We start from the raw sequence: 19,405 nt of genomic DNA, 5'->3' as shown, positions 1-19,405 counted from the left end.
GTTGCCCAGCAACGAATATACCCGCGTCCAAGCAGGCGCGGACCGCAGGCGGACATAGCGGACACGCGACCCGATGCCGCCTTTTCCGGCTTCGCCCGCCCCACTTCTTCCGAACTGAGCCGACCGGGTGAAACCGCACGCGAATACCTTTCGTCTTTTTGCGTTCCCGTCACCATTACCTGCGACGACCGTTACTTCTCGCCGCCGCATTCGGAACTGGGCCGATCGAGCGAACGGAAAATTCGCCAACCGCACGTAGCGCCCCGGCGTCGGCATCGATACAGATAGGAGGCCGGGCGCGCCCGCCCGGCCCGCGCGGCCGTCCGCCCCCACAACAGAACCCCGCCCCCCGACCCGTCGCCGGCAGGCCCCCGCCGGCGGACGCCGACCCGCCCGGCCCGACGAGGCCGGGCCATCGGCGCAGCGCGCCGCCGGACCCGGCCGTGCCCGTGCTCCCTCCCCGCCGAGCACAAGACCAGAACCGAGGTTCCTCCATGACGTCGGACATCGAGCGTTCCAGCTCCTCGCCGTCGGACGACACCGCCTCCCGCCCGGGCGCCGGGCCCTGCTGCCGCCTCCGTACCGCCAGCCGCGGCGCCTGCGCCGAAAGACCCCGGCCGCGGAAACTGTCCATCGTCATCCCCGCGCTCAACGAACGGGTCAACATGCCGCGCGTGCTGGCCACGATCCCGTACTCCGGCCTCGCCTCCCTCGGCTACGAGCTCGAGGTGATCGTGGTCGACAACGCCTCGACCGACGGGACCGGCGAGGTGGCCGCCGCGCTCGGCGCGCGGGTCGTCCTCCAGCCCGTGCGCGGCTACGGGCACGCCTATCACGCGGGGTTCGCCGCCGCGACCGGCGACGTGATCGCCACCGGCGACGCGGACTGCACGTACCCGTTCGACCACCTGCCCGGGCTGCTGGGCGCGATGGCCGACCGGCAGCTCGATTTCCTCTCCACCAACCGGCTCGGCCGCGAGAACCGCGGGGCGATGAAGCCGTCGCACCGGTTCGGCAACCGGGTGCTGACGCTGATCAGCCGGTTCTTCTTCCGTTCGCCGTTCCGGGATTCGCAGTCCGGGATGTGGGTGTTCCGCCGGCACGTCTGGCGGCACCTGGACATCCGCTCCGGCGGCATGCCGTTCTCTCAGGAGATCAAGAACGACGCCTACGTCCGCGGTTTCCGGTGCGGCGAAACGCTGATCGAGTACCGGATCCGCGGCGGCGACGTGAAACTGCACGCTGTCCGCGACGGCCTGCGCAACCTGTCGCAGCTGGCCGCGCACCGGGCGCGCACCGCGCGGGTGCCGGCGAACGTCCTCTGCACGGACGAAGCCCGATGCGTCCTGGCGATGGCGGACTGAGCGTGGACGAGTCCTCGGAAGAGCCGGGAAACGGCCGCGGCTGGCTGAAATTCGCCGTCGCGTTTGGCGCGGTGGCGGTGCTCGGGGTGGTCACCGTCCTGGTCTGGCCGGACGCCCGGACGTTGTTCCGGCAGTCCTTCACCGAGCAGCCGGAGACCTACACGGAGCTGTATTTCGTCGGCACGCCCGCGTTCCGGGACGGGGCGGTCCTCGCGGAGGTCGCCCTCGTAAGGCACGGTCCGGCGCGCGCGGACTACACCGTGGTAGCCGCGTTGGAGACGTCTACGGCCGACCGGCTCGCGGGCGTGTCCCGGCGGGTGACTCTCGAGCCCGGCCAGTTCACCGCGATCGACTTCCGCCTGCCGGTGCCGCCCGGGTGCGTCGTGGACGCGATCGCGGTGAACGTCGCGGGAGGCATGGAAAACCTGCGTTTCCGGCTGCCCGGCAACTCTTCCGGAGGCAGACCGTGACCCGCCGCCGGATCGTCCACCTCACCCCGTGCTACCCGCCGCATCTCGGCGGAATGGAAGCGGTCGTCCAGCACCTGGCCCGGCAACAGGCGCGGCAGCACGACGTCACCGTGCTCACCACGACCGTCGGCGCGCGCGACTCGCCGCGACGCGAGGTGGTGCACGGGGTGGCCACCATCCGCGTTCCCGCGCTTGACATCGCGCACACGCCGGTGTCCCCCGGTCTCGTTCCCGCCTTGCTGCGCATGCCCAAACCTGCGGTGTGGCATCTGCATGCCGCGCACGCGGTGGTGCCTGAGCAGGTCGCGCTCGTCGCGGCCGTGCGCCGGCAGCCGTTCCTGTTCCACTTCCATCTCGACGTCGACCAGTCCGGAAAGCTGGGCTGGTTGTTGCCGCACTACAAAAAGCACGTCTTCGCCCGGGTTTTGCGCGCTGCCGCCGGGGTGCTGGTGCTGACCGAGGCCCAGCGGGAGTTCGTCCACACCGCCTATCGAGTGGACCCGGCGCGGATTTTCACAGTCCCGAACGGAGTGTCCGCGGAGTTCTTCCTTCCGCCGCGTCCGCGCCGGGAACCGGTGCTGCGCCTGCTGTTCGTCGGGCGGCTCAGTCCACAGAAGAACCTCGCCCGGCTCCTGCACGCGCTGGTCCGGGTGCGCCAGCCGGTCGTCCTCGACGTGGTCGGAGACGGCGAGCAGCGCACTCGGCTCGCGGAAACCGTGCAGCGGCAAGGGATTGCGGGCGTGCGGTTCCACGGCCGTCTGCACGGCGCTTCGCTGCTGCACCGCTACGAGCAAGCCGATCTGTTCGTGCTGCCCTCGGATCGCGAAGGGATGTCGCTCGCCGCGCTCGAAGCCATGGCCGCCGCGCTGCCGGTGCTCGCGACCGACGTGCCCGGGAATACCGAACTCCTGCGCGGCATCGGAGCGCTCGTTCCCGCTGATTCCGCCGCGCTGGCCGCGGCGATCGACGAATTCGCCACGGACGAGGACTTCCGGCGGAGGACCGCCGCGGCCAGCGCGCGAGCGGCCCGGGAGTTCACCTGGGCCGCGGTGGCAGCGCAGGTCGAGGACGTCTACGCCGAGGTGCTCCCGTGACGCGCCCCAGCCAGCGCGCCGTCGTGCTCGGTTCGGTGCTCGCCGCCGGGGTCGTGGAGCTGCTGCCGTGGCGGCCTGCGGTGCTGGTGACCGTCACCGGTCTGTGGCTAGTGTTCGGCGCCCCGGCGTGGCTGTGCCGTCGGATTGCCGCCCGGATCGTGTCCACCCGAGAGGCGCAGTGGTTGCTGGGGCTGGGTTTCGCGGTGCTGACCGCGATGGTGGCCGCACTGGCCGTCAACACCGTGCTCCCCTGGTTCGGCGTCTCGCGCCCGTTGACGACCGCGTCCCTCGCCGGGGCTCAGACACTCGCCGCGGTCGCGCTCGCGGTCCTGGACCGGCGGCTCACCGGCTCGTCCCCACCCATGCGGGGGCCGCGATGGATGCCGGTACGCGACGTCGTACCGATCGCGATCCTCGGGGCTCTGACGCTGGTGGTCGCCGCCGCCGGGGCCGTCCGGCTTAACAACGGATTCAGCGGCGCGACGAGCCTGATCGCGCTGTTCCTGGTCGCGGCGCTACTCGGGCTGCTGGCCGTCCGGGCGAACCGGTACGGCGACGGGGTCATCGCGCTCGGAATCCTCTGCGCAGCAACGGCTTTGCTGCTGCTGACATCGCTGCGCGGCTGGTACGTCACCGGGCACGACGTCCAACGCGAGTTCCTGCTCTTCCAGCTCACCTCAAGCAAGGGCTACTGGGACATCTCCGGCTACCCCGACCCGTACCACGCCTGTCTCAGCATCACGCTTCTGCCCGCTTCGGTGGCCCAGCTGACCGCCTTGCCCGGCTTGGCGATCTTCAAAGTGGTGCTGCCGATGCTGTTCGCCGCGGCACCGGTCGCGGTGTACCGCACGACCCGGAACCTCACCACCAAACGGATCTCGCTGCTCGCCGCGATCTGCTTCCTCGCGTTCCCCACGTTCTTCACCGACATGCCGTTCCTCGGGCGGCAGGAGATCGCGTTCCTGCTGTTGGGCTGTGCGGTCCTGGCGTTGAGCGACCGCAGCGCACCGCGTCGCGCACGGCGGGTCGCGTTTACCGTCCTGTTCGCGGGGATCGTGCTGTCGCACTACTCCACCACCTACGTGCTCATCGCCGTCCTGGTGCTGGGCAAGCTCGCCAGCGGTGTCATCCGGGTGGTCCCGCCGTTGCGCCGCCGGCTTGCCGAGCGGACTCCGAAGGAGGCGACCGATTTCGTCGCCTGGCCGATGCTCGGCGTCGCGGTCGCGTGTTCCGCGCTCTGGACCGGCCCGGTCACCGGCACCTGGCATCAGCTCCAGCACACCGCCGTCGCCGCTGCACACGACCTGTTCCACCCGGATCAGGTGCAGCGCGGCTCGTCCGACACCGCGTACAGCATTTTCAGCTCCGCCCGGGTCAGCCCGGAGCAACGGCTCCAGGACTACGCCGAGTCCACCCGCCCCCGCGGCGAACCGCCCGCAGCTCCCGTCCAGGTCGCCCCAGCGGACAACCTGCCGCTGACCAGAGCCGGGTCCGCGCTCGACCAGCTCGGCCTCGACGTCCCCCGCGTGAACAGCCTTCTCCGCACCTTGTGCGCGGACGGGCTGCAGGTGTTGCTGCTCGTCGGCCTAGCCGGAACCCTGCTCGCCACCGCGACCGTGTTCCGGCCGACGCACGACCTGTTCGTACTCGCCGCGGGTGGCCTGGGGGTGCTCGCCGCGGAGATCGCGCTGCCGCAGCTCTCGGTGGATTACGGAGTCCTGCGCACCTTCCAGCAAGGCCTGTTCGGGTTCGCGCCGTTCATCGCGATGGGGTCGGTCTGGGCGTTGTGGTGGCTCAAACGGTGGCGAATGCCCGCCGCGACCGCCGTCTCGCTGCTGCTGTTCCTCGACCTCACCGGCGCGCTGCCCCGGTTGTTCGGCGGCTACCCGGCGCAACTGCAGCTGGACAACGCCGGGCAGTACTACGACATCTACTACGCCCACCCGCAAGAACGCGCCGCCCTCGCCTGGCTCGAACGGCACACCGCGGCGCAGCGCATCCAGTCCGACCGCTACACGCTCAGCCGCCTCCAAACGCTGCTCGACGGCCGCCCCGGAGACGACATTTACCCGACGCTCGTGCAGCCGGGCTCGTTCGTCCTCCTCGGCTATCCGACCGTCCGCAAGGACGAGGTCACCGTGTTCTACCAGGGAGATCTCGTCACCTACCGCTATCCGCTGCGGTTCCTCGACGCCACCAAGAACAAGGTCTACAGCAGCAACGGAACGAGTGTGTACCGATGACGACCCTCCGGATCCTGCTCGTCTCGCACTACTACCCGCCGCATGTCGGAGGGATCGAGAACGTCGCCGCACAGCAGGCCCGGACCCTCGCCGCACGCGGTGCCGAGGTCACCGTGCTGACGAGTGCTTCGCCCGCTGCCGCACCGGCTCCGGTCGACGGCGTCCGGGTCGTGCGCGTTCCCGCCTGGAACGGGGTGGAAGACCGGACGGGAGTGCCCTTCCCGGTGTTCGGGCCCCGGTTGTTCCGTGCCGTCCGGGAGTGGGTGCGGTGGGCGGATGTCGTCCACCTGCACGACACGCTGTACCAATCCTCGTGGATCGCAGGAGTGCGAGCAGCGCGGACTGGCACGCCGCTGTTCCTGACCCAGCACGTCGCGGTCGTCGAGCATCCCTCGGCGGTGGTGCGGGCGGTGCAGCACGCGGTGTACCGGTCGATCGGGCGGCGGTTGTTCCGGGCCAGCCGCGAGGTTTTCGTGGTCAACGATTCCGTCGGCGCCTTCGTCCGCCGTTTTCGCGACGACGTGGAGTTGCTGCCCAACGGCGTCGACACCGCCCGGTATCGGCCCGCGTCCGCCGGAGAAACCCGGCTGCTGCGGGAACGCTGGGGACTGCCTGCCGACCGGGTTCTGGTGCTGTTCGTCGGGCGGCCGGTACCGAAGAAGGGCTACGACCTCCTTCTCGCTGCCCGGCACCCCGACTACGACCTGGTCTTCGCCGGGGAACGGCCGAAGCACGTCCCCGAGGATCCCACGGTCCACCATCTGGGCGCGATGAGCCCGGACGAGCTCAGCCGCCTCTACCGAGCCTGCGACGTCTTCGCCCTGCCGTCGACCGCCGAAGGATTCCCCCTGACCGTCCAGGAAGCGATGGCCTCCGGCCTCCCGATAGTCACCACCGACGACCCGGGCTACGCCTCCTACGGACTCGACCGAACCCAGGTCGCGCTGCTCCCCCGCGAGGCGGAAATCCTGCGCGCGACCCTGCGCTCCCTCGCCGCGGATCCCGCCCGCCGCGCAGCCATGGGCCGCTACTCCGCCCGTTACGCCGCCGCCCGGTTCTCCTGGCCGAAACACGTCCAGCGCCTCGAAGAAAGCTACCTCGCCGCGCTTGAGCCGAACGAGGTTCCGGCATGACCGCGCTCGCCGAGCCGTCCTTCGCCGCCCGGCTGAAATCCGACCCGCTGGTGCGCAACTCGTTCTTCCTCATGGCCACCACCGCGCTCGGTGCCGGGTCCGGATTCGTGTTCTGGATCGTCGTCGCCCGGCTCTACCCGCCCGCCGAGGTGGGCTGGGCGAGTTCGCTGCTCTCGGCGGTGACCCTGCTGAGCTACTTCAGCGGGCTCGGGCTCAGTTCCAGCCTCGTCCGGTACCTGCCCACGACGGCGTCCCGCAGCGCGCACGTCAGCTCCGCGCTCACCTCGGTGGCCGTCACCGGAACCGTCCTCGGGGCCGGTTTCGCGCTCGTCGCGCCGTTCGTCTCGCCCGGATTGTCCTTCCTCAGCGGGTCATTCCCGGAGATTGCGCTGTTCGCCTTGCTGGCGATGGCCGTCGCGCAAAACCTGCTGACCGACTCGGTTTTCGTCGCCGTGCGCGCGGCGAAATACAACCTGCTTCTCAACGGCGTCCTGATGAGCGCGGTCAAACTCGCCCTGCCGATTGCCTTCGTCGGAGCGGGCGCAATCGGCATTTTCCTGTCGAGCACAATGGCTTCCGCCGTTGCCGCCGTCGCGAGCATCCTCGTCATCCGGCAGCGGCTGCGCATCCCGGTCCGGCCCCGCGTGTACCCGGCGACGCTGCGCACCACGCTGGCGTACTCGCTCGGCAACTACGCGTCCAGCTGCCTGAATCTCCTGCCGCTGCTGGTGCTTCCGTTGCTGGTGCTGCGTTCCCTCGGACCGGAAGCGTCCGCGGCCTACTTCGTGGCGTTCCAGATCGCCAACTTCGTCAACGCCGTCCCGTTCGCCGTCGGCGAGGCGCTGTTCGCCGAAGGCTCGCACGAACAGGAAGACCTGAAACAGCTGGCGAAACGCTCGGCGCTGCTCATCCTCGCGATCGTGCTGCCCGCCGTCAGCGTCACGGTCGCCCTCGCGAAACCGGTGCTGACCCTGTTCGGCGCCAGCTACGCCGCCGACGCCCGGAACTGCCTCGTCGTCCTCGCGGTCTCGGCCCTCGCGGTGGCGTTCAACACGTGGTCCGGGTTCCTGCTGAAGGTGACCCGTCAGCTGCCGGCGATGAATTTGTCCAATGTGGTCTACGCGGGGGTCACCGTCGGCCTCGCCGCGCTCGGGGCCCAGCACAGCCTGGGGTGGCTCGCCGCGGCCTGGGGCGTCGGCAATCTCGCGTCCGGCCTCGTCTCGGTCGCCGCGCTCGCACTGCGCGGACTGTCTCCGTGCGACAAAGGAGGTTCGGATGAAGATCGCGCACATCGTCAACGTCGGCTTCGAAGCCGGCGGCGCGGAGCGTAGCGTCCGCCTCGTCGCTGGCGGGCTGCGGCGACGCGGGCACCAGGTCCTGGTCATCGCCACCGACCACCTGCTCGACAACCCCGCCGTCAGCGACCGGGAAGTCTTCGCCGACGTCCTGGTGCCCGCGATCCGCGGGGGCCCGCTTCGCCGTTTCGCGGGCTACTTCTGGCACCGCCCCGCGTACCGGCAAGTGACCGCCGCTCTGCGTTCTTTCGCTCCGGATGTGGTGCACCTGCACACCATCGGCGAGTTCAGCCCGGCCGTGCTCAGCGCGTCCGCCGCCTACCCGCGGGTGCTCACCGTCCACGGTCCCGAGGACTGGACCCGGGAGTTGCTGTCGTGGAATCTCCGCAGCCGCACCGAAGGCCACTCCCGACTGTCCATAACGGACACTGCGCGGCTGGCCTATCTGCGTTTCCTGCAACGACCCGCGTACCTGCGCCGGCTGCGCAGCGTCGACCGCGTGCTCACCCCGAGCCGGTTCCTCGCCGACGTCGTTCGCCATGACCTGCCTCGGACACCGATCCGCGTCGTCCCGAACGGCGTGCCGCTGCCCACCGCTTCTCCGGTCCCCGACACCGCCGACGCGCTGTTCGTCGGCCGCCTCGAACCGGTGAAGGGCGCGCACGTGCTCGTCGACGCCTTCGCTACGGTCGCCCGCCGCCTCCCGGACGCCCGGCTGACCCTCGCCGGGGACGGCGCGCAGCGAGCCGTCCTCGAAAAGTCGGTGAGCGAACAAGGTTTGGCCGACCGAGTCCGCTTCGCGGGCTGGCTCGGTGAGCGCGAACTGGCGGCGGCGTACCGCGCGGCTTCGGTGGTGGTGATTCCTTCGGTGTGGCCGGAGAATTTCCCGACTGTCGCGCTGGAAGCCCTCGGCGTCGGACGCGCGGTCGCCGCCACCGAGGTCGGCGGCATTCCCGAGCTGATCCGCCCGGGACACAACGGGGTCCTCGTCCCGCCGGGCGAGCCGGGTGCCCTCGCCGACGCCCTCTCCCGGCTCCTCCGCGACCCGGGCTTGCGGCGGGCCATGGGGGCGCACTCGGCCGGGCTCGCCTCCTGCCACCGCCTCGGCCCTTTCCTCGACCGGCTGGAACAGCACTACCGAGAGGTCCGCCGATGACCCGGGTCGTCGTAGTCAACGCGTTCGAACGCGGCAACCGCGGCGACGCCGCCCTGCTCACCGTCCTGCTCGAACAGATCCGCCGCGCGCTGCCCGGCGCCCGGATCGCGATCGCCGGGTTCGAGCATCCCGCGCGCTGGCCGGAGTTCGACGGCGTGCCCAACCTCGGTTCGTTCCGCCGCTACTCGGGCGAGGAGAGCATCCCCCGGCTCCGGCGGATCCTGCGGAAACTGAGCCTGCTGCCCGTCGTCGCGCTCGCCGCCGCCCGCCTCCCGCGCCGGCCGCTGCTGGCGGCGGCCCGGCTGCTTCCCGCCGAACCGCGGCGCGAACTGCACGCCCTCGCGACCGCCGACCTCGTCGTCTCCGCCGGCGGCGGCTACCTGAACGGACGCGCGGACTTCGCCTCCGACCTGAACGTCCTCTTCCTGCTGCTGCCGCTGTGGCTGGCCCAGCGCTTCGGCGTCCGGGTGGGGACCGGCCCGCAGTCCTACGGCCCGTTCCCCCGTCTGGTCCAGCGCGTGCTGGTCCGCCACGTCCTCGGCCGGGCCGACGCGATTCTGGTCCGCGAGGACATCAGCCGCGACCGGCTCGCCGAACTCGGGCTGCCGCCGCGCCTGCTCACCCGCAGCGTCGACAGCGCCTTCGCCTTCGAAACCCGGTCCGACCGCGACTGGCGCACCGCGCTCGGCATCCCCGCCGCCGCCCGGATCGCGATGGTCACCGCCCGCCAGTGGCTCGACGAGGCCGGACAGCTCCGGTACGAACACGCCTTGACCGCGGGCATCCGGCACCTGCTCGGCCGCGGGTACCACGTCGTCCTGGTCCCCCAGGTGACCTGCGCTTATCAAGGCGACGACGACCGCCGCGTCAACACCCGCCTCGCCGCCGGGCTCGACCACCCCCGGCTGCGCGTCCTCGGCGACGACACCTTCGACCACCGCGACGCCCGCGCCATCTACGCCGAAGCCGACCTCGTGCTCGGCACGCGCTTCCACTCCGTCATCTTCGCCCTGACCGCGCACGTCCCGTGCCTCGCGATCGAGTACGACCACAAGACCGCGGGCATCATGCGCGATCTCGGGCTCGAAAAGTGGGTCGTCGGGATCGCCGAAATCCGCGACACGACGCTGCCCACGCTCCTCGACAGCCTCATCGAACACCGCGACGACTACCGGCAGCACGTGCGCGAGGTCCTTCCCCCATACGCGCGTCGCGCCCGCGACCTGAGCCCGCTGCTCGATGCCGCCTGACGCGGGGTCAGCCGCGCCGCAGCCACCGGAACCGGCGGCAGCCGCAGCGCCCGCAGTCGGTGCCGCCGCGCAAATGCTGGTGCTCACTGCGTTCGTGCCCGCACGCGCGGCACCGCACCGCCGCCCACCGCACCCGGATCCCGGACATCCCGCGCCTCCTCGAAGTCCCCCGACCCACACCATCACATCCGCGCGCGCCCAGCCAACCGGACCAATGAGGACAGGAGCCTCCGTGAACCGAGACCGCACCGTCGTCTTCGCGACGCCGTACTTCCCGCCGGACGTCGGCGGCGTGCAAACCTACGTGCACAGCCTGGCCTCCGCGCTGCGGGAAGTCCCCGGCTGGCGGCCGGTCGTCGTCACCACCAGCCCGCGCGGCCCGTCCGACGACCCTTTCCCGGTCTACCGGCTCCCCGCGCTCGCCAAGCTGTCCAACACCCCGCTCGACCCGCGCTGGCCGCGCCAGATCCGCCGCATCCTGCGTGCCGAACGGGCCGACTTCCTGAACGTCCACACCCCGGTCCCCGGCCTCGCCGACGCCGCGACCCTCGCCGCCGGGAACGTCCCGGTCGTCGTGACCTACCACGCCGCGGCCTTGGTCAAAGACGGTCATCCGCTGTTCAACACCGTCGCGCGCGCCTACGCCTGCGCCGAGCGCTTCATGCTGCGCCGGGCAGATTCGATCCTCGGCGTTTCCGACTTCGTCGCCGAGAATTTCCGTCCCCGCTACGGAGGCAAGGTCGGTGTCCTGGAGAACGCCGTCGCCCCCGAGGTCTTAGCCGCTCCGGTCGGCGGGAGCCGTCCTTATGCCGCCGCCTTCCTGGCCCGCTTGGAACCGACCCACGCGTGGAAAGGCCTCGACCAGCTCCTGCCTGCGATGCGCCGCCACCCCGGCCGCCTGCTGGTGATCGGCGACGGCGCCGCGCGAACTGGTTACGAAGCCCTCGCCCGGAAACTCGGGATCGCCGACAACGTCACCTTCGCCGGAAACCTCAGCGGTGCCGCGAAATTCCGGGCACTGCGCAGTGCGAGGTCGCTCGTGTTGTGCCCAACCAGTCCGAACGACGCCTTCCCGACAGCGCTGCTCGAAGCGTGGGCGAGCCGGGTGCCGGTGATCGCGACCGCGGTCGGCCCGCTCGCTTCGCTGGTGCGGGATGGCGTCACCGGACTGCTTGCCGCGCCGCGTTCTCCCGAGGCGCTGGCTGGCGAATTGCGGCGCCTCGAAGCCAACCCGGGTCTGGCGCACGCGATCCGGGAGAACGCCTGCGAACTCGTGCGGAGCCGGTACACGTGGCGCCATCGGGTCGCGGAGTTCGTCGAACGACTGACGGCGGTCGAGCGGCGCGGTGCTCCGGTCTCGCGATAGCTCGCGGCCGTAATCCGAAGCCCCGCTTCACCTCCGTTTCACCTCACCGGACACCGCGACACCGCCGGATTCCGGAGCACTCCCCCGATTCCGGCCCGTTTTCCTTCCCCGAGGGCGAAATCTCCGGTTGCCGTCCCGCTCACCGGCACGACCCCCCGATCGTGGCCGCGCGCGGTCCGCCGCCGGGCGGGCGGTTCTGGGTAGCCTGACGGCGTGGCCGACCCGATCCCCCCAGTCCCCGCCCCCGGCGAGCCCGGATCCGAGCGTCCCGGCGCGGACGAGCCGCCCCGGAAGGCGCGGCGGAAGCGTCCGTTCTGGCAGGAGCTGCCGATCCTGATCGGGATCGCGCTGGTGCTGACGATCCTGATCCAGCAGTTCGTCGCGAAGGTGTTCCTGATCCCGTCGGCGTCGATGGAGACGACGCTGCACGGCTGCGACGGCTGCTTCGGCGACCGGGTCGTCGTCGACCGCGTCACCTACGATTTCACCGATCCCGCGCCCGGCGACGTCATCGTCTTCCGCGGCCCGCAGTCGTGGAACGCGAACGAGATCGCCCCGCAGGAATCGGGCAACGTCTTCACGAAGGCGTTGCGCGGCCTCGGTTCGCTGGTCGGCTTCGCCCCGCCGGACGAGCGCGACTTCGTGAAGCGCGTGATCGCCGTCGGCGGCCAGACCGTCCAGTGCTGCGACCCGCAGGGCCGCGTCCTGGTCGACGGCAAACCGCTCGACGAGCCGTACGTGCACTGGCTCGAGCAGCCGCCGACGGCGCGGCAGACCTTCGCCCCGGTCACCGTTCCGAAGGGAAGCCTCTGGGTGATGGGCGACAACCGGGAGAACTCGTGCGACTCCCGCTGCCAGGGCGGCGGCGGGCTGAACGGCACCGTCCCGGTGGACAACGTCATCGGCAAGGCGCGGGTGATCGTCCTGCCGCCGTCGCGCTGGGGCGGCGTCACCGACCACGACCCGCAGGCCGCGCCGGCCGCACTCGGCGCACCGGCGTGGCAACAGGGAATCCCGCTCGGGGCCGGGGCGCTGCTGGCGTTCCCGACGCTCGCCGCGGGGCGGGGGTTGCGGCGGAAGCTGAGCAAACAGGACTGACCGCCGCGAGGTCTGGACCACCCGGACGGCCCGCGTCGATGCGGGCGGCACCGGTCAGGATCAGATCCTGGATCGCCCGCCGGTCCGGCTCTGCCGACATCCGGTCCGTACAAGAGTTTCGCGGGCGGCCGCTGCCCGGACCTGTGACCTGCGGTTCTCTCGGGCACCGCCCTCCCGCCGCAGCGCGGTCCGGCGGCGGTGGCATGATGCCCGCACGGTCCCGGCCGATCGGACCGCTCGCCGAGGAGGAAGGTGACGCTTGAGCACGCGCACTACCCAGGTGGACGACCTCCGGCTGGTGGCGCAGCCGAGCGCGGTCCCGTGCACCGAGCTGTTCGTCCGCCTGATCCTGACCGACTGGTCCCTGCTCCCGATGCTCGACCAGGTCAAGAACGCCGCGGTCCGGCTCGTCGGCGACGTCGTGGACCAGAGCAGCCCGTCCGCGCCCGCCTTCGTGACCGTCCGGCTCCAGCTGCGCGGGGACCGGCTCGTCGTCGAGGTGGACGACGACCTCGTCGCCCCGACCCCGCCGCGCGACGAGCGGATCGGCGTGCGCCCCGGCGACCGCGGCGGCCGCACGACCTGGTGCGAACTCCCGCTGCCCGGCGGGATTTCGGCCGGACAGGTCCGGCTCCCGCGCCGCGGCGACCGTCGGACCCTGGTGGACGAACCCGTCTCCGGCGAACCGGTCACCGCCGACCCGCAGGTGCTCGAACGGCTCCTCAACCGCCTCAGCACCTGGTCCGAATAAGCGCTCCGGAAAGGACTGCCGGGCCGCGACGATCTCAACGCCCGGCAGAAGCCTCCCAAGCCTTTTCCAGCGCCTGCGCGAAAACCTCCACCGACTGCCCGCCGGAGACCCCGAACCGCCGTCCCAGCACGAAAAACGGCACCCCGCCCGCACCCAGCTCCGCGGCTTCCCGTTCCTCGGCCCGGACCGCGTCCGCATACCGCGCCGGGTCCGCCAGCACCGCTTCCGCTTCCCCGCGCGGCAATCCGGCCTCTTCCGCGACATCGGCGAGGACGTCCGAAGTGAACACTGCCCGAGCCTCGGCGAAATTCGCGCGGAACAACGCCGACACCATCTCGTTCTCCAGCCCCTTCTCGCGGGCCAGATGCAGCAGGCGGTGCGCGTCGAAGGTGTTGCCGATCTCCCGGTCCGTCCGGTAGCCGAGCCCTTCCGCCTCCGCGAGCCCGGCGACCCGCTGCTCCATCTCGGCGGCCTGCGGCCCGTACTTCGCGGTGAGCATGTCCAGCAACGGCTCGGTGCCGGTCTTCCCCGGGTCCAGTTCGAACGACCGGTACGTCACGGTCACCTCGTCCCGGTGCTCGAACCCGGCCAGCGCCTTCTCGAACCGCGCCTTCCCGAGGTAGCACCACGGGCACACGACATCGCTCCAGATCTCCACCTGCATGCCGCCAGCGTAGAACGCGTCGCCTAAACGGCGGTCTTCACCGGCTCCCGCGCCCCGGTCCGTTCCGCGCCGATGCCCGCCGCCACCACGAACGCGATCCCGGCCACCGCGGCGAAATTCGGCACCTGGCGCAGCACGATCAGCCCGAGCACCAGCGCGATCGCCGGTTCCAGGCTCATCAGCGTCCCGAACGCCGACGCGGTCAACCGGCGCAACGCCAGCATTTCCAGGCTGAACGGCACCACCGGCACGAGCACGGCGAGCCCGAGCCCGGCGAGCACCAGCGGCCACGTCAGCTGGCCGACCACCGCCGGGGCGTGCACGAAGGTGGCGACCAGACCGGCCACCGGCATCGACACCGCCAGCCCGCGCAGGCCGGTGACCTCGTCCCCGACTCGCTGGGTCAGCACGATGTACGCGCCCCAGCAGACCGCCGCCGCGAGCGCGCAGCCGAGGCCGATCAGGTCCGTCCCGCCCTGCCACGGCTGGGTCAGCAGCACCACTCCGGCCGCCGCGAGCACCGGCCACCCCCGGGTTCCGCCGCGGCCGCGCACGATCGCGACGGTCAGCGGGCCGAGGAATTCCAGCGCGCTCGCCGTGCCCAGCGGCAGCCGGGTCGCGGCGACCATGAACAGGATCGTCATCCCGGCCGTCGCGAAGCCGAGCACCACGCAGGTCAGCAACGCCGGGCGGCGGAACGCCGACGGCCGCGGCCGCACGAGCACCACCAGCAGCACGCCGGCCCACGCGAGCCGCAGCCACGCGACGCCGGTCGGCCCGATCTGGTTCGCGAGACTGACCGAAACCGCCAGTCCGAGCTGGACGGACAGCATGGCGCCGACGGCCAGGGCGACGCCGACGCGAGGAGTGGAGGGAAGCACGCGTCCAGGAGAACGCATCCAGACCGTTCGTGTCCACGTGCCAATCCTGGACGTACTGTCCGGGAATCCTGAACAATCGGCGGATGGACACCCGCAGGCTGCAGTTCCTTCTCGAGTTGTCGCGGCTCGGCTCGATGCGCGCGGTGGCGGACGTGCTCGAAACCACAACGTCGACGGTCTCGCAGCAGATCTCCGTGCTGGCCAAGGAAACCGGCGTCGCACTGCTCGAACCGGACGGCCGCCGCGTGCGGCTCACTCCCGCCGGGCGACGGCTCGCCGAACACGCCGTGACGATCCTGGCCGCCGTCGAGGCCGCCCGCGTCGATCTCGACCCCGAAGCCGAACCCGCCGGCACCGTGCGCGTCGCCGGGTTCGGGACCGGTGTGCGGCACGCGGTGCTTCCGGTCGCGGACCTCCTCGCGCAGCGGCATCCGCAGGTCCGCGTCGTGATCAGCGAGCACGAACCCGCCGAAGCACTCGCGCAGCTCCGGACCGACGACATCGACCTCGCGCTCACCTACGACTACAACCTCGCGCCCGCGACCACGGATCCGTCTCTCGCCATCCGTCCGTTGTGGACCGCGCCGTGGGGCCTCGCGGTGCCGCGCGCGGACGCGAACCCGTTACGGGGCAAGGGAACCCTCGACGTGTTCACCGCCTTCCGCGACCGCGACTGGATCGGCAACTCCCGCAACGGCGCGGACGAAACGGTCGTCGGGACGCTGGCGTCGATGGCCGGATTCTCGCCGCGGTTCACCCACCGCGCGGACCACCTCGACCTGGTGCAGGACCTGATCGCGGCAGGCGGCGGAGTGGGCCTGCTCCCCGAATCCTGGCCGACCCGGCCCGACGTCGCGGTCCTGCCGCTGACCGGGCCGGACGTCCGGCTCCGGGCCTTCGCCTGCACCCGGCGCGGGCGGGACGCGTGGCCGCCGCTCGCCCTCGTCCTCGGGCTGCTGCCCGGCGACTAGCATGGCAGGAGAAGCGGTCCGAGCACGGAGGAGGCGACATGGCCACGGAAAAGGCGATTCTGGCCGGCGGGTGTTTCTGGGGCATGGAGGAGCTGTTCCGCCACCAGCCCGGCGTGACCGCCACCCGCGTCGGCTACAGCGGCGGCGACGTCCCCCACGCCACCTACCGCAACCACGGCACCCACGCCGAAACCATCGAAGTCACCTACGACCCGGACCAGACCGACTTCCGCGCCCTGCTCGAGTTCTTCTTCCAGGTCCACGACCCCACCACGAAGAACCGCCAAGGCAACGACATCGGCACCAGCTACCGCTCCGCCATCTTCTACACCACCGACGAGCAGAAGCGGATCGCCGAAGACACCATCGCCGACGTCGACGCCTCCGGACTCTGGCCCGGCAAAGTCGTCACCGAAGTCACCCCCGCCGGAGACTTCTGGGAAGCCGAACCCGAGCACCAGAACTACCTCCAGAACTACCCCAACGGCTACACCTGCCACTTCCCGCGTCCGGGCTGGAAGCTGCCGAAGCGCGCCTGACGGCTCAGCGCGCCATCGCGGCCTCTGCCTCCCGGAACGCCGACGGGGACAGCTGCCGCCACACGAGCGACGTCCCGAGCAGCTGGACCGCCGCCGCCATCACCCACACCCCGCGCAGGCTCCAGTGCACGGCGACGAACCCGCCCGCGAGCGCGCCCAGCGGCGTCAGGCCCCAGGCCAGCGCCCGATGGCTGGTCAGCACCCGGCCGAGCAGCTCGGACGGCGTGAACCGCTGCCGGCTGGACTGCGAGCACACGTTCCAGATCAACGTCGTCCCGGTCAGGAAGATCAGCACCGCGCCGACCAGCACCGGCCACGGCGGCACGAGCGCGATCAGGAGCTGGCTCAGCACCGCGCAGGCTTGCGCGATCCGCATCGCCGTCGAGTAGCCGAACCGCCGCACGAACCGGTCCACGAAGAACGACGACGCCACCCAGCCGACCGCGAGACAGGCCAGCAGCACGCCGTACCCGAACGGCGCGAGACGCAGTTCCTGCGTGGCGTAGAGGACGAGCATCGAGTTGCCCGCGGCCGCCGCGAACGAGCCCAGCGCGACCGTGATGGTGATCGACCGCAGCAACGGCGTGCCCACAAGATAGCGCAGCCCCGCAGTGACGTCCTTGAGCGGATGCGCGGGCGTGCGCACCGGTTTCGCCGACGGGATCCCACGCGCGAGCAGCAGGGCGACCAACGCGGCGACGGCCGCCAGCCACGCGGGCAATCCCGCGCTGATCCCGATCAGCAACCCGGTCGCCGGGGGCACCACGAACTGGACCATGCCGCGGTCGATGACCTGCAGCCGGGAATTCGCCATGTTGAGCTGATCCGGCGACACGACCTCGGGAACCACCGAACCCGCCGCGCCGTCGCCGAACACTTGCGCCGTCGTGAGCACGAAGGCGACCACCAGCAGCGCGGGCAGGCTCAACGAACCGGTGGAACCCAGCACCGCCAACGTGAGCGCGGCGACGATCTGCACCGCGTACGCGGAAGCGAGCACGGTGGTCCGCCGGACCCGGTCGATCACCACTCCGGCGAACAGCGAAAGCAGCAGCCACGGCGCTTGCCCGGCGACGTTCACCAGGGACACCGCCCGCGGGTCGGTGGTGATCGAGACGGCTAACAAGGGCAGCGCCGCGAGCAAAAGCCCTTCACAGGTTGAACCGGACACCGCCACCGCTTGCAGGCGGACCCATGCCGATCCGCTCCCACCCCGCCCCGCCATGTCCGCCAGTCTCCTCCGCGGCGCAACCGGTTTTCCGCTGCCCACCGCCGCGGGCTCCCGCTCCCCGGACCTGCTCGCCGAACAAAACCTCTCCGGTTATCACGCGGGCGCGGGCCACGCTTTCCCTTGTCCGTCAACCGGAATCCGCTCCCCCGGCCGGATCGCGGGACAGCGGTTCACCTGCTGGGACGGGCTTCAGCGAACCGCCGCGAACGGTTGAGCTGAACGCATCCGATCCGTCCCCGCTGGAGGAATTCCGTGCCCCGCCACACCCCGTCCCGGCTCGCGCGCCCCGCCCCCGCGCGGTCCCGTTTCGCCTTCGCACTGGCCCTTCCGCTGCTGCTCGCCGCGTGCGGCACGGCGGGCGGGGCCAGCCCGCAGGACGCCGGTCCCCCGCGCCCGGGCGGCACGCTCCGGCTGGGCATCTCGTCCAATCCGGACTGCATCGACCCGCAGCAGGCGAGCACCAACGCTTCGGTGAACGTCGGCCGCCAGCTGGTCGATTCGCTGACCGACCAGGACCCGAAGACCGGCGCGATCACGCCGTGGCTCGCCGACCGCTGGACGGTCAGCCCCGATTCGACGAGCTTCACCTTCCACCTCCGCTCCGGCGCGACGTTCTCCGACGGCTCCCCGGTGGACGCCGCGGCGGTGAAGACGAGCTTCGACGGCATCAAGGCACTCGGCGCGAAGGCCCTCCTCGGATCCAGCTACCTCGCTGCCTACCGCGGTGCGACGGTGGTCGACCCGGCGACGGTCCGGCTCGACTTCACCCAGCCCAGCGCCCAGTTCCTGCAGGCCAGCTCCACGATGTCGCTCGGCGTGCTCGCGCCCGCGGCGTTCCGGCACACCGCCGAGCAGCGCTGCCAGGGCACCGGCCTGATCGGCTCGGGGCCGTTCGTGTTCACCAGCCTGAAGCCGAACCAGAACATCCTGCTCAGCAAGCGCACCGGCTACCGCTGGGGTTCCCCGTTGTGGCGGCACCAGGGCGAGGCGTACGTCGACAAGATCGACTTCCGCGTCGTCCCGGAGCCGGGCGTGCGGTCGGGCAGCCTGACGTCCGGGCAGCTCGACGCGATCACCGACGTCCAGCCGGTGGACGAACCGCAGTTCTCCGGCAACGGCTTCACCGAACCGGTCCGGCCGAACCCGGGCATCGTGTTCAACCTGCACGCGAACGTGACCCGGGGCGTCCTCACCGACGAGAAGGTGCGCCAGGCGGTGTCGAAGGGCGTGAACCGGCCCGAGGTCACGAGCACCGTGCTCACCCGGAATTACAAGCCCGCCACGAGCATCCTCGGCTCCGCGACGCCGCTGTACACCGACCTGTCGAAGGAACTCGCCTACGACCCGGCGGGCGCGCAGGCGCTGCTGCAGTCCGACGGCTGGCTGCCCGGCCCGGACGGCATCCGGACGAAGAACGGCCAGCGGCTCACCGCGTCCGTGCTGTTCTCCGCGGTGTTCAACCAGAACCAGAGCGTGCTGGAGCTGATCCAGCAGCAGCTGCGCAAGATCGGGTTCGACCTGAAGATCGAGCTGCACACCAACTCCGAGGTCACCCGGCTGCAGCAGGCCGGCGACTACGATTTCCTCTGGTACAACGTCACCCGCGCCGACCCGGACATCCTGCGCCAGCAGTTCTCCACGAAGACGAACAACCGCAGCAAGCTGCCCGCGGACAACCCGCTCGACGCGTCGCTGAACGAACAGTCCGCCACCGTCGACCCCGCGAAGCGCAAGCCCGCGGCGGAACAGGCGCAGCGCACCATCGTGGAGCAGGCCTACTCGATCCCGGTGTTCGAGCTGACGCAGGTGCTCGGCGTCGGACCGAACGCGCACGACGTCGGCTTCGAGGCTTCCTCGCGGCTGCAGCTGTTCGACGCCTGGGTTTCGGGCTCGTGAAGG

The 19,405-nt window shown here is 71.0% G+C and carries 18 protein-coding genes; 14 read left to right on the top strand and 4 right to left on the bottom strand.

Annotated elements, in window-relative coordinates; translation table 11 throughout:
- Positions 1 to 494 precede the first annotated feature (494 nt).
- The 8 genes from CU254_RS17795 to CU254_RS17760 are packed head-to-tail and all read left to right on the top strand — an operon-like array spanning position 495 to position 10,005.
- Positions 495 to 1,364 (top strand): glycosyltransferase family 2 protein, encoded by an 870-nt coding sequence (locus CU254_RS17795; RefSeq protein WP_009078024.1) that lies wholly within the window; start codon positions 495 to 497, stop codon positions 1,362 to 1,364.
- Positions 1,340 to 1,834, top strand: a complete 495-nt coding sequence (locus tag CU254_RS17790; RefSeq protein ID WP_159396480.1) for a hypothetical protein — start codon at positions 1,340 to 1,342, stop codon at positions 1,832 to 1,834. Before CU254_RS17795 ends, CU254_RS17790 begins: the two co-directional genes overlap by 25 nt.
- Positions 1,831 to 2,928 (top strand): glycosyltransferase family 4 protein, encoded by a 1,098-nt coding sequence (locus CU254_RS17785; protein ID WP_050788212.1) that lies wholly within the window; start codon positions 1,831 to 1,833, stop codon positions 2,926 to 2,928. The genes CU254_RS17790 and CU254_RS17785 overlap by 4 nt, the downstream gene beginning before the upstream one ends.
- Positions 2,925 to 5,171, top strand: a complete 2,247-nt coding sequence (locus tag CU254_RS17780; protein WP_009078019.1) for a DUF2206 domain-containing protein — start codon at positions 2,925 to 2,927, stop codon at positions 5,169 to 5,171. Before CU254_RS17785 ends, CU254_RS17780 begins: the two co-directional genes overlap by 4 nt.
- Positions 5,168 to 6,304, top strand: coding sequence for a glycosyltransferase family 4 protein (locus CU254_RS17775; RefSeq protein WP_009078017.1), 1,137 nt, complete (start codon positions 5,168 to 5,170; stop codon positions 6,302 to 6,304). Before CU254_RS17780 ends, CU254_RS17775 begins: the two co-directional genes overlap by 4 nt.
- Positions 6,301 to 7,635: an oligosaccharide flippase family protein gene (locus tag CU254_RS17770; protein ID WP_009078015.1), complete on the top strand. Its 1,335-nt coding sequence runs from the start codon at positions 6,301 to 6,303 to the stop codon at positions 7,633 to 7,635. Before CU254_RS17775 ends, CU254_RS17770 begins: the two co-directional genes overlap by 4 nt.
- Entirely contained in the window at positions 7,580 to 8,755 is a 1,176-nt protein-coding gene (locus CU254_RS17765; protein ID WP_009078013.1) for a glycosyltransferase family 4 protein, read from the top strand. The genes CU254_RS17770 and CU254_RS17765 overlap by 56 nt, the downstream gene beginning before the upstream one ends.
- Positions 8,752 to 10,005, top strand: a complete 1,254-nt coding sequence (locus CU254_RS17760; protein ID WP_100266820.1) for a polysaccharide pyruvyl transferase family protein — start codon at positions 8,752 to 8,754, stop codon at positions 10,003 to 10,005. Before CU254_RS17765 ends, CU254_RS17760 begins: the two co-directional genes overlap by 4 nt.
- A 7-nt stretch (positions 10,006 to 10,012) precedes the next feature.
- Here the strand turns inward: CU254_RS17760 and CU254_RS43070 are convergent, their stop codons facing one another.
- Positions 10,013 to 10,153: a hypothetical protein gene (locus tag CU254_RS43070; RefSeq protein ID WP_158688046.1), complete on the bottom strand. Its 141-nt coding sequence runs from the start codon at positions 10,151 to 10,153 to the stop codon at positions 10,013 to 10,015.
- 84 nt (positions 10,154 to 10,237) lie between these two features.
- Here CU254_RS43070 and CU254_RS17755 point away from each other — a divergent pair, with 84 nt between their 5' ends.
- The 3 genes from CU254_RS17755 (at position 10,238) to CU254_RS17745 (ending at position 13,220) form a co-directional block, all read left to right on the top strand.
- Positions 10,238 to 11,371: a glycosyltransferase family 4 protein gene (locus CU254_RS17755; protein ID WP_037714016.1), complete on the top strand. Its 1,134-nt coding sequence runs from the start codon at positions 10,238 to 10,240 to the stop codon at positions 11,369 to 11,371.
- 213 nt (positions 11,372 to 11,584) lie between these two features.
- Positions 11,585 to 12,469, top strand: coding sequence for a signal peptidase I (gene lepB, locus CU254_RS17750; RefSeq protein ID WP_009078010.1), 885 nt, complete (start codon positions 11,585 to 11,587; stop codon positions 12,467 to 12,469).
- 259 nt (positions 12,470 to 12,728) lie between these two features.
- Positions 12,729 to 13,220 (top strand): hypothetical protein, encoded by a 492-nt coding sequence (locus tag CU254_RS17745; protein WP_009078009.1) that lies wholly within the window; start codon positions 12,729 to 12,731, stop codon positions 13,218 to 13,220.
- Positions 13,221 to 13,254: 34 nt separating this feature from the next.
- On the opposite strand, the gene CU254_RS17740 is transcribed toward CU254_RS17745, so the two are convergent.
- Entirely contained in the window at positions 13,255 to 13,884 is a 630-nt protein-coding gene (locus CU254_RS17740; protein ID WP_009078007.1) for a DsbA family oxidoreductase, read from the bottom strand.
- A 23-nt stretch (positions 13,885 to 13,907) separates the two neighbouring features.
- Positions 13,908 to 14,765 (bottom strand): DMT family transporter, encoded by an 858-nt coding sequence (locus tag CU254_RS17735; RefSeq protein WP_234392838.1) that lies wholly within the window; start codon positions 14,763 to 14,765, stop codon positions 13,908 to 13,910.
- Between the two features lie 83 nt (positions 14,766 to 14,848).
- Between CU254_RS17735 and CU254_RS17730 the strand changes: the two genes are divergently transcribed.
- Positions 14,849 to 15,736, top strand: a complete 888-nt coding sequence (locus CU254_RS17730; protein ID WP_009078003.1) for a LysR family transcriptional regulator — start codon at positions 14,849 to 14,851, stop codon at positions 15,734 to 15,736.
- A 38-nt stretch (positions 15,737 to 15,774) separates the two neighbouring features.
- The gene (gene msrA / locus CU254_RS17725; RefSeq protein WP_009078001.1) at positions 15,775 to 16,275 is read left to right on the top strand and encodes a peptide-methionine (S)-S-oxide reductase MsrA; all 501 of its coding nucleotides are present in this window, start codon (positions 15,775 to 15,777) and stop codon (positions 16,273 to 16,275) included.
- A 4-nt stretch (positions 16,276 to 16,279) separates the two neighbouring features.
- Here the strand turns inward: msrA and CU254_RS17720 are convergent, their stop codons facing one another.
- Positions 16,280 to 17,500, bottom strand: coding sequence for an MFS transporter (locus CU254_RS17720; RefSeq protein WP_009077998.1), 1,221 nt, complete (start codon positions 17,498 to 17,500; stop codon positions 16,280 to 16,282).
- 324 nt (positions 17,501 to 17,824) lie between these two features.
- Here CU254_RS17720 and CU254_RS17715 point away from each other — a divergent pair, with 324 nt between their 5' ends.
- On the top strand, positions 17,825 to 19,402 hold the full coding sequence (locus CU254_RS17715; RefSeq protein ID WP_009077996.1) for an ABC transporter substrate-binding protein: 1,578 nt from the start codon (positions 17,825 to 17,827) through the stop codon (positions 19,400 to 19,402).
- Positions 19,403 to 19,405 lie beyond the last annotated feature (3 nt).

Source organism: Amycolatopsis sp. AA4, from assembly GCF_002796545.1.
Taxonomy (GTDB): domain Bacteria; phylum Actinomycetota; class Actinomycetes; order Mycobacteriales; family Pseudonocardiaceae; genus Amycolatopsis.
Note: the sequence above shows the minus strand (reverse complement) of the source record. Positions and strands in the feature narration are given on the sequence as shown.

Excerpts from the sequence above, each read along its gene's own strand:
- CU254_RS17790 (WP_159396480.1), top strand. The coding sequence starts at position 1,340 with ATGCGTCCTGGCGATGGCGGACTGAGCGTGGACGAGTCCTCGGAAGAG.
- CU254_RS17740 (WP_009078007.1), bottom strand. The coding sequence starts at position 13,884 with ATGCAGGTGGAGATCTGGAGCGATGTCGTGTGCCCGTGGTGCTACCTC.
- CU254_RS17765 (WP_009078013.1), top strand. The coding sequence starts at position 7,580 with ATGAAGATCGCGCACATCGTCAACGTCGGCTTCGAAGCCGGCGGCGCG.
- CU254_RS17775 (WP_009078017.1), top strand. The coding sequence starts at position 5,168 with ATGACGACCCTCCGGATCCTGCTCGTCTCGCACTACTACCCGCCGCAT.
- CU254_RS43070 (WP_158688046.1), bottom strand. The coding sequence starts at position 10,153 with ATGTCCGGGATCCGGGTGCGGTGGGCGGCGGTGCGGTGCCGCGCGTGC.
- CU254_RS17730 (WP_009078003.1), top strand. The coding sequence starts at position 14,849 with ATGGACACCCGCAGGCTGCAGTTCCTTCTCGAGTTGTCGCGGCTCGGC.
- CU254_RS17760 (WP_100266820.1), top strand. The coding sequence starts at position 8,752 with ATGACCCGGGTCGTCGTAGTCAACGCGTTCGAACGCGGCAACCGCGGC.
- CU254_RS17770 (WP_009078015.1), top strand. The coding sequence starts at position 6,301 with ATGACCGCGCTCGCCGAGCCGTCCTTCGCCGCCCGGCTGAAATCCGAC.
- CU254_RS17795 (WP_009078024.1), top strand. The coding sequence starts at position 495 with ATGACGTCGGACATCGAGCGTTCCAGCTCCTCGCCGTCGGACGACACC.
- CU254_RS17720 (WP_009077998.1), bottom strand. The coding sequence starts at position 17,500 with ATGGCGGGGCGGGGTGGGAGCGGATCGGCATGGGTCCGCCTGCAAGCG.
- msrA (WP_009078001.1), top strand. The coding sequence starts at position 15,775 with ATGGCCACGGAAAAGGCGATTCTGGCCGGCGGGTGTTTCTGGGGCATG.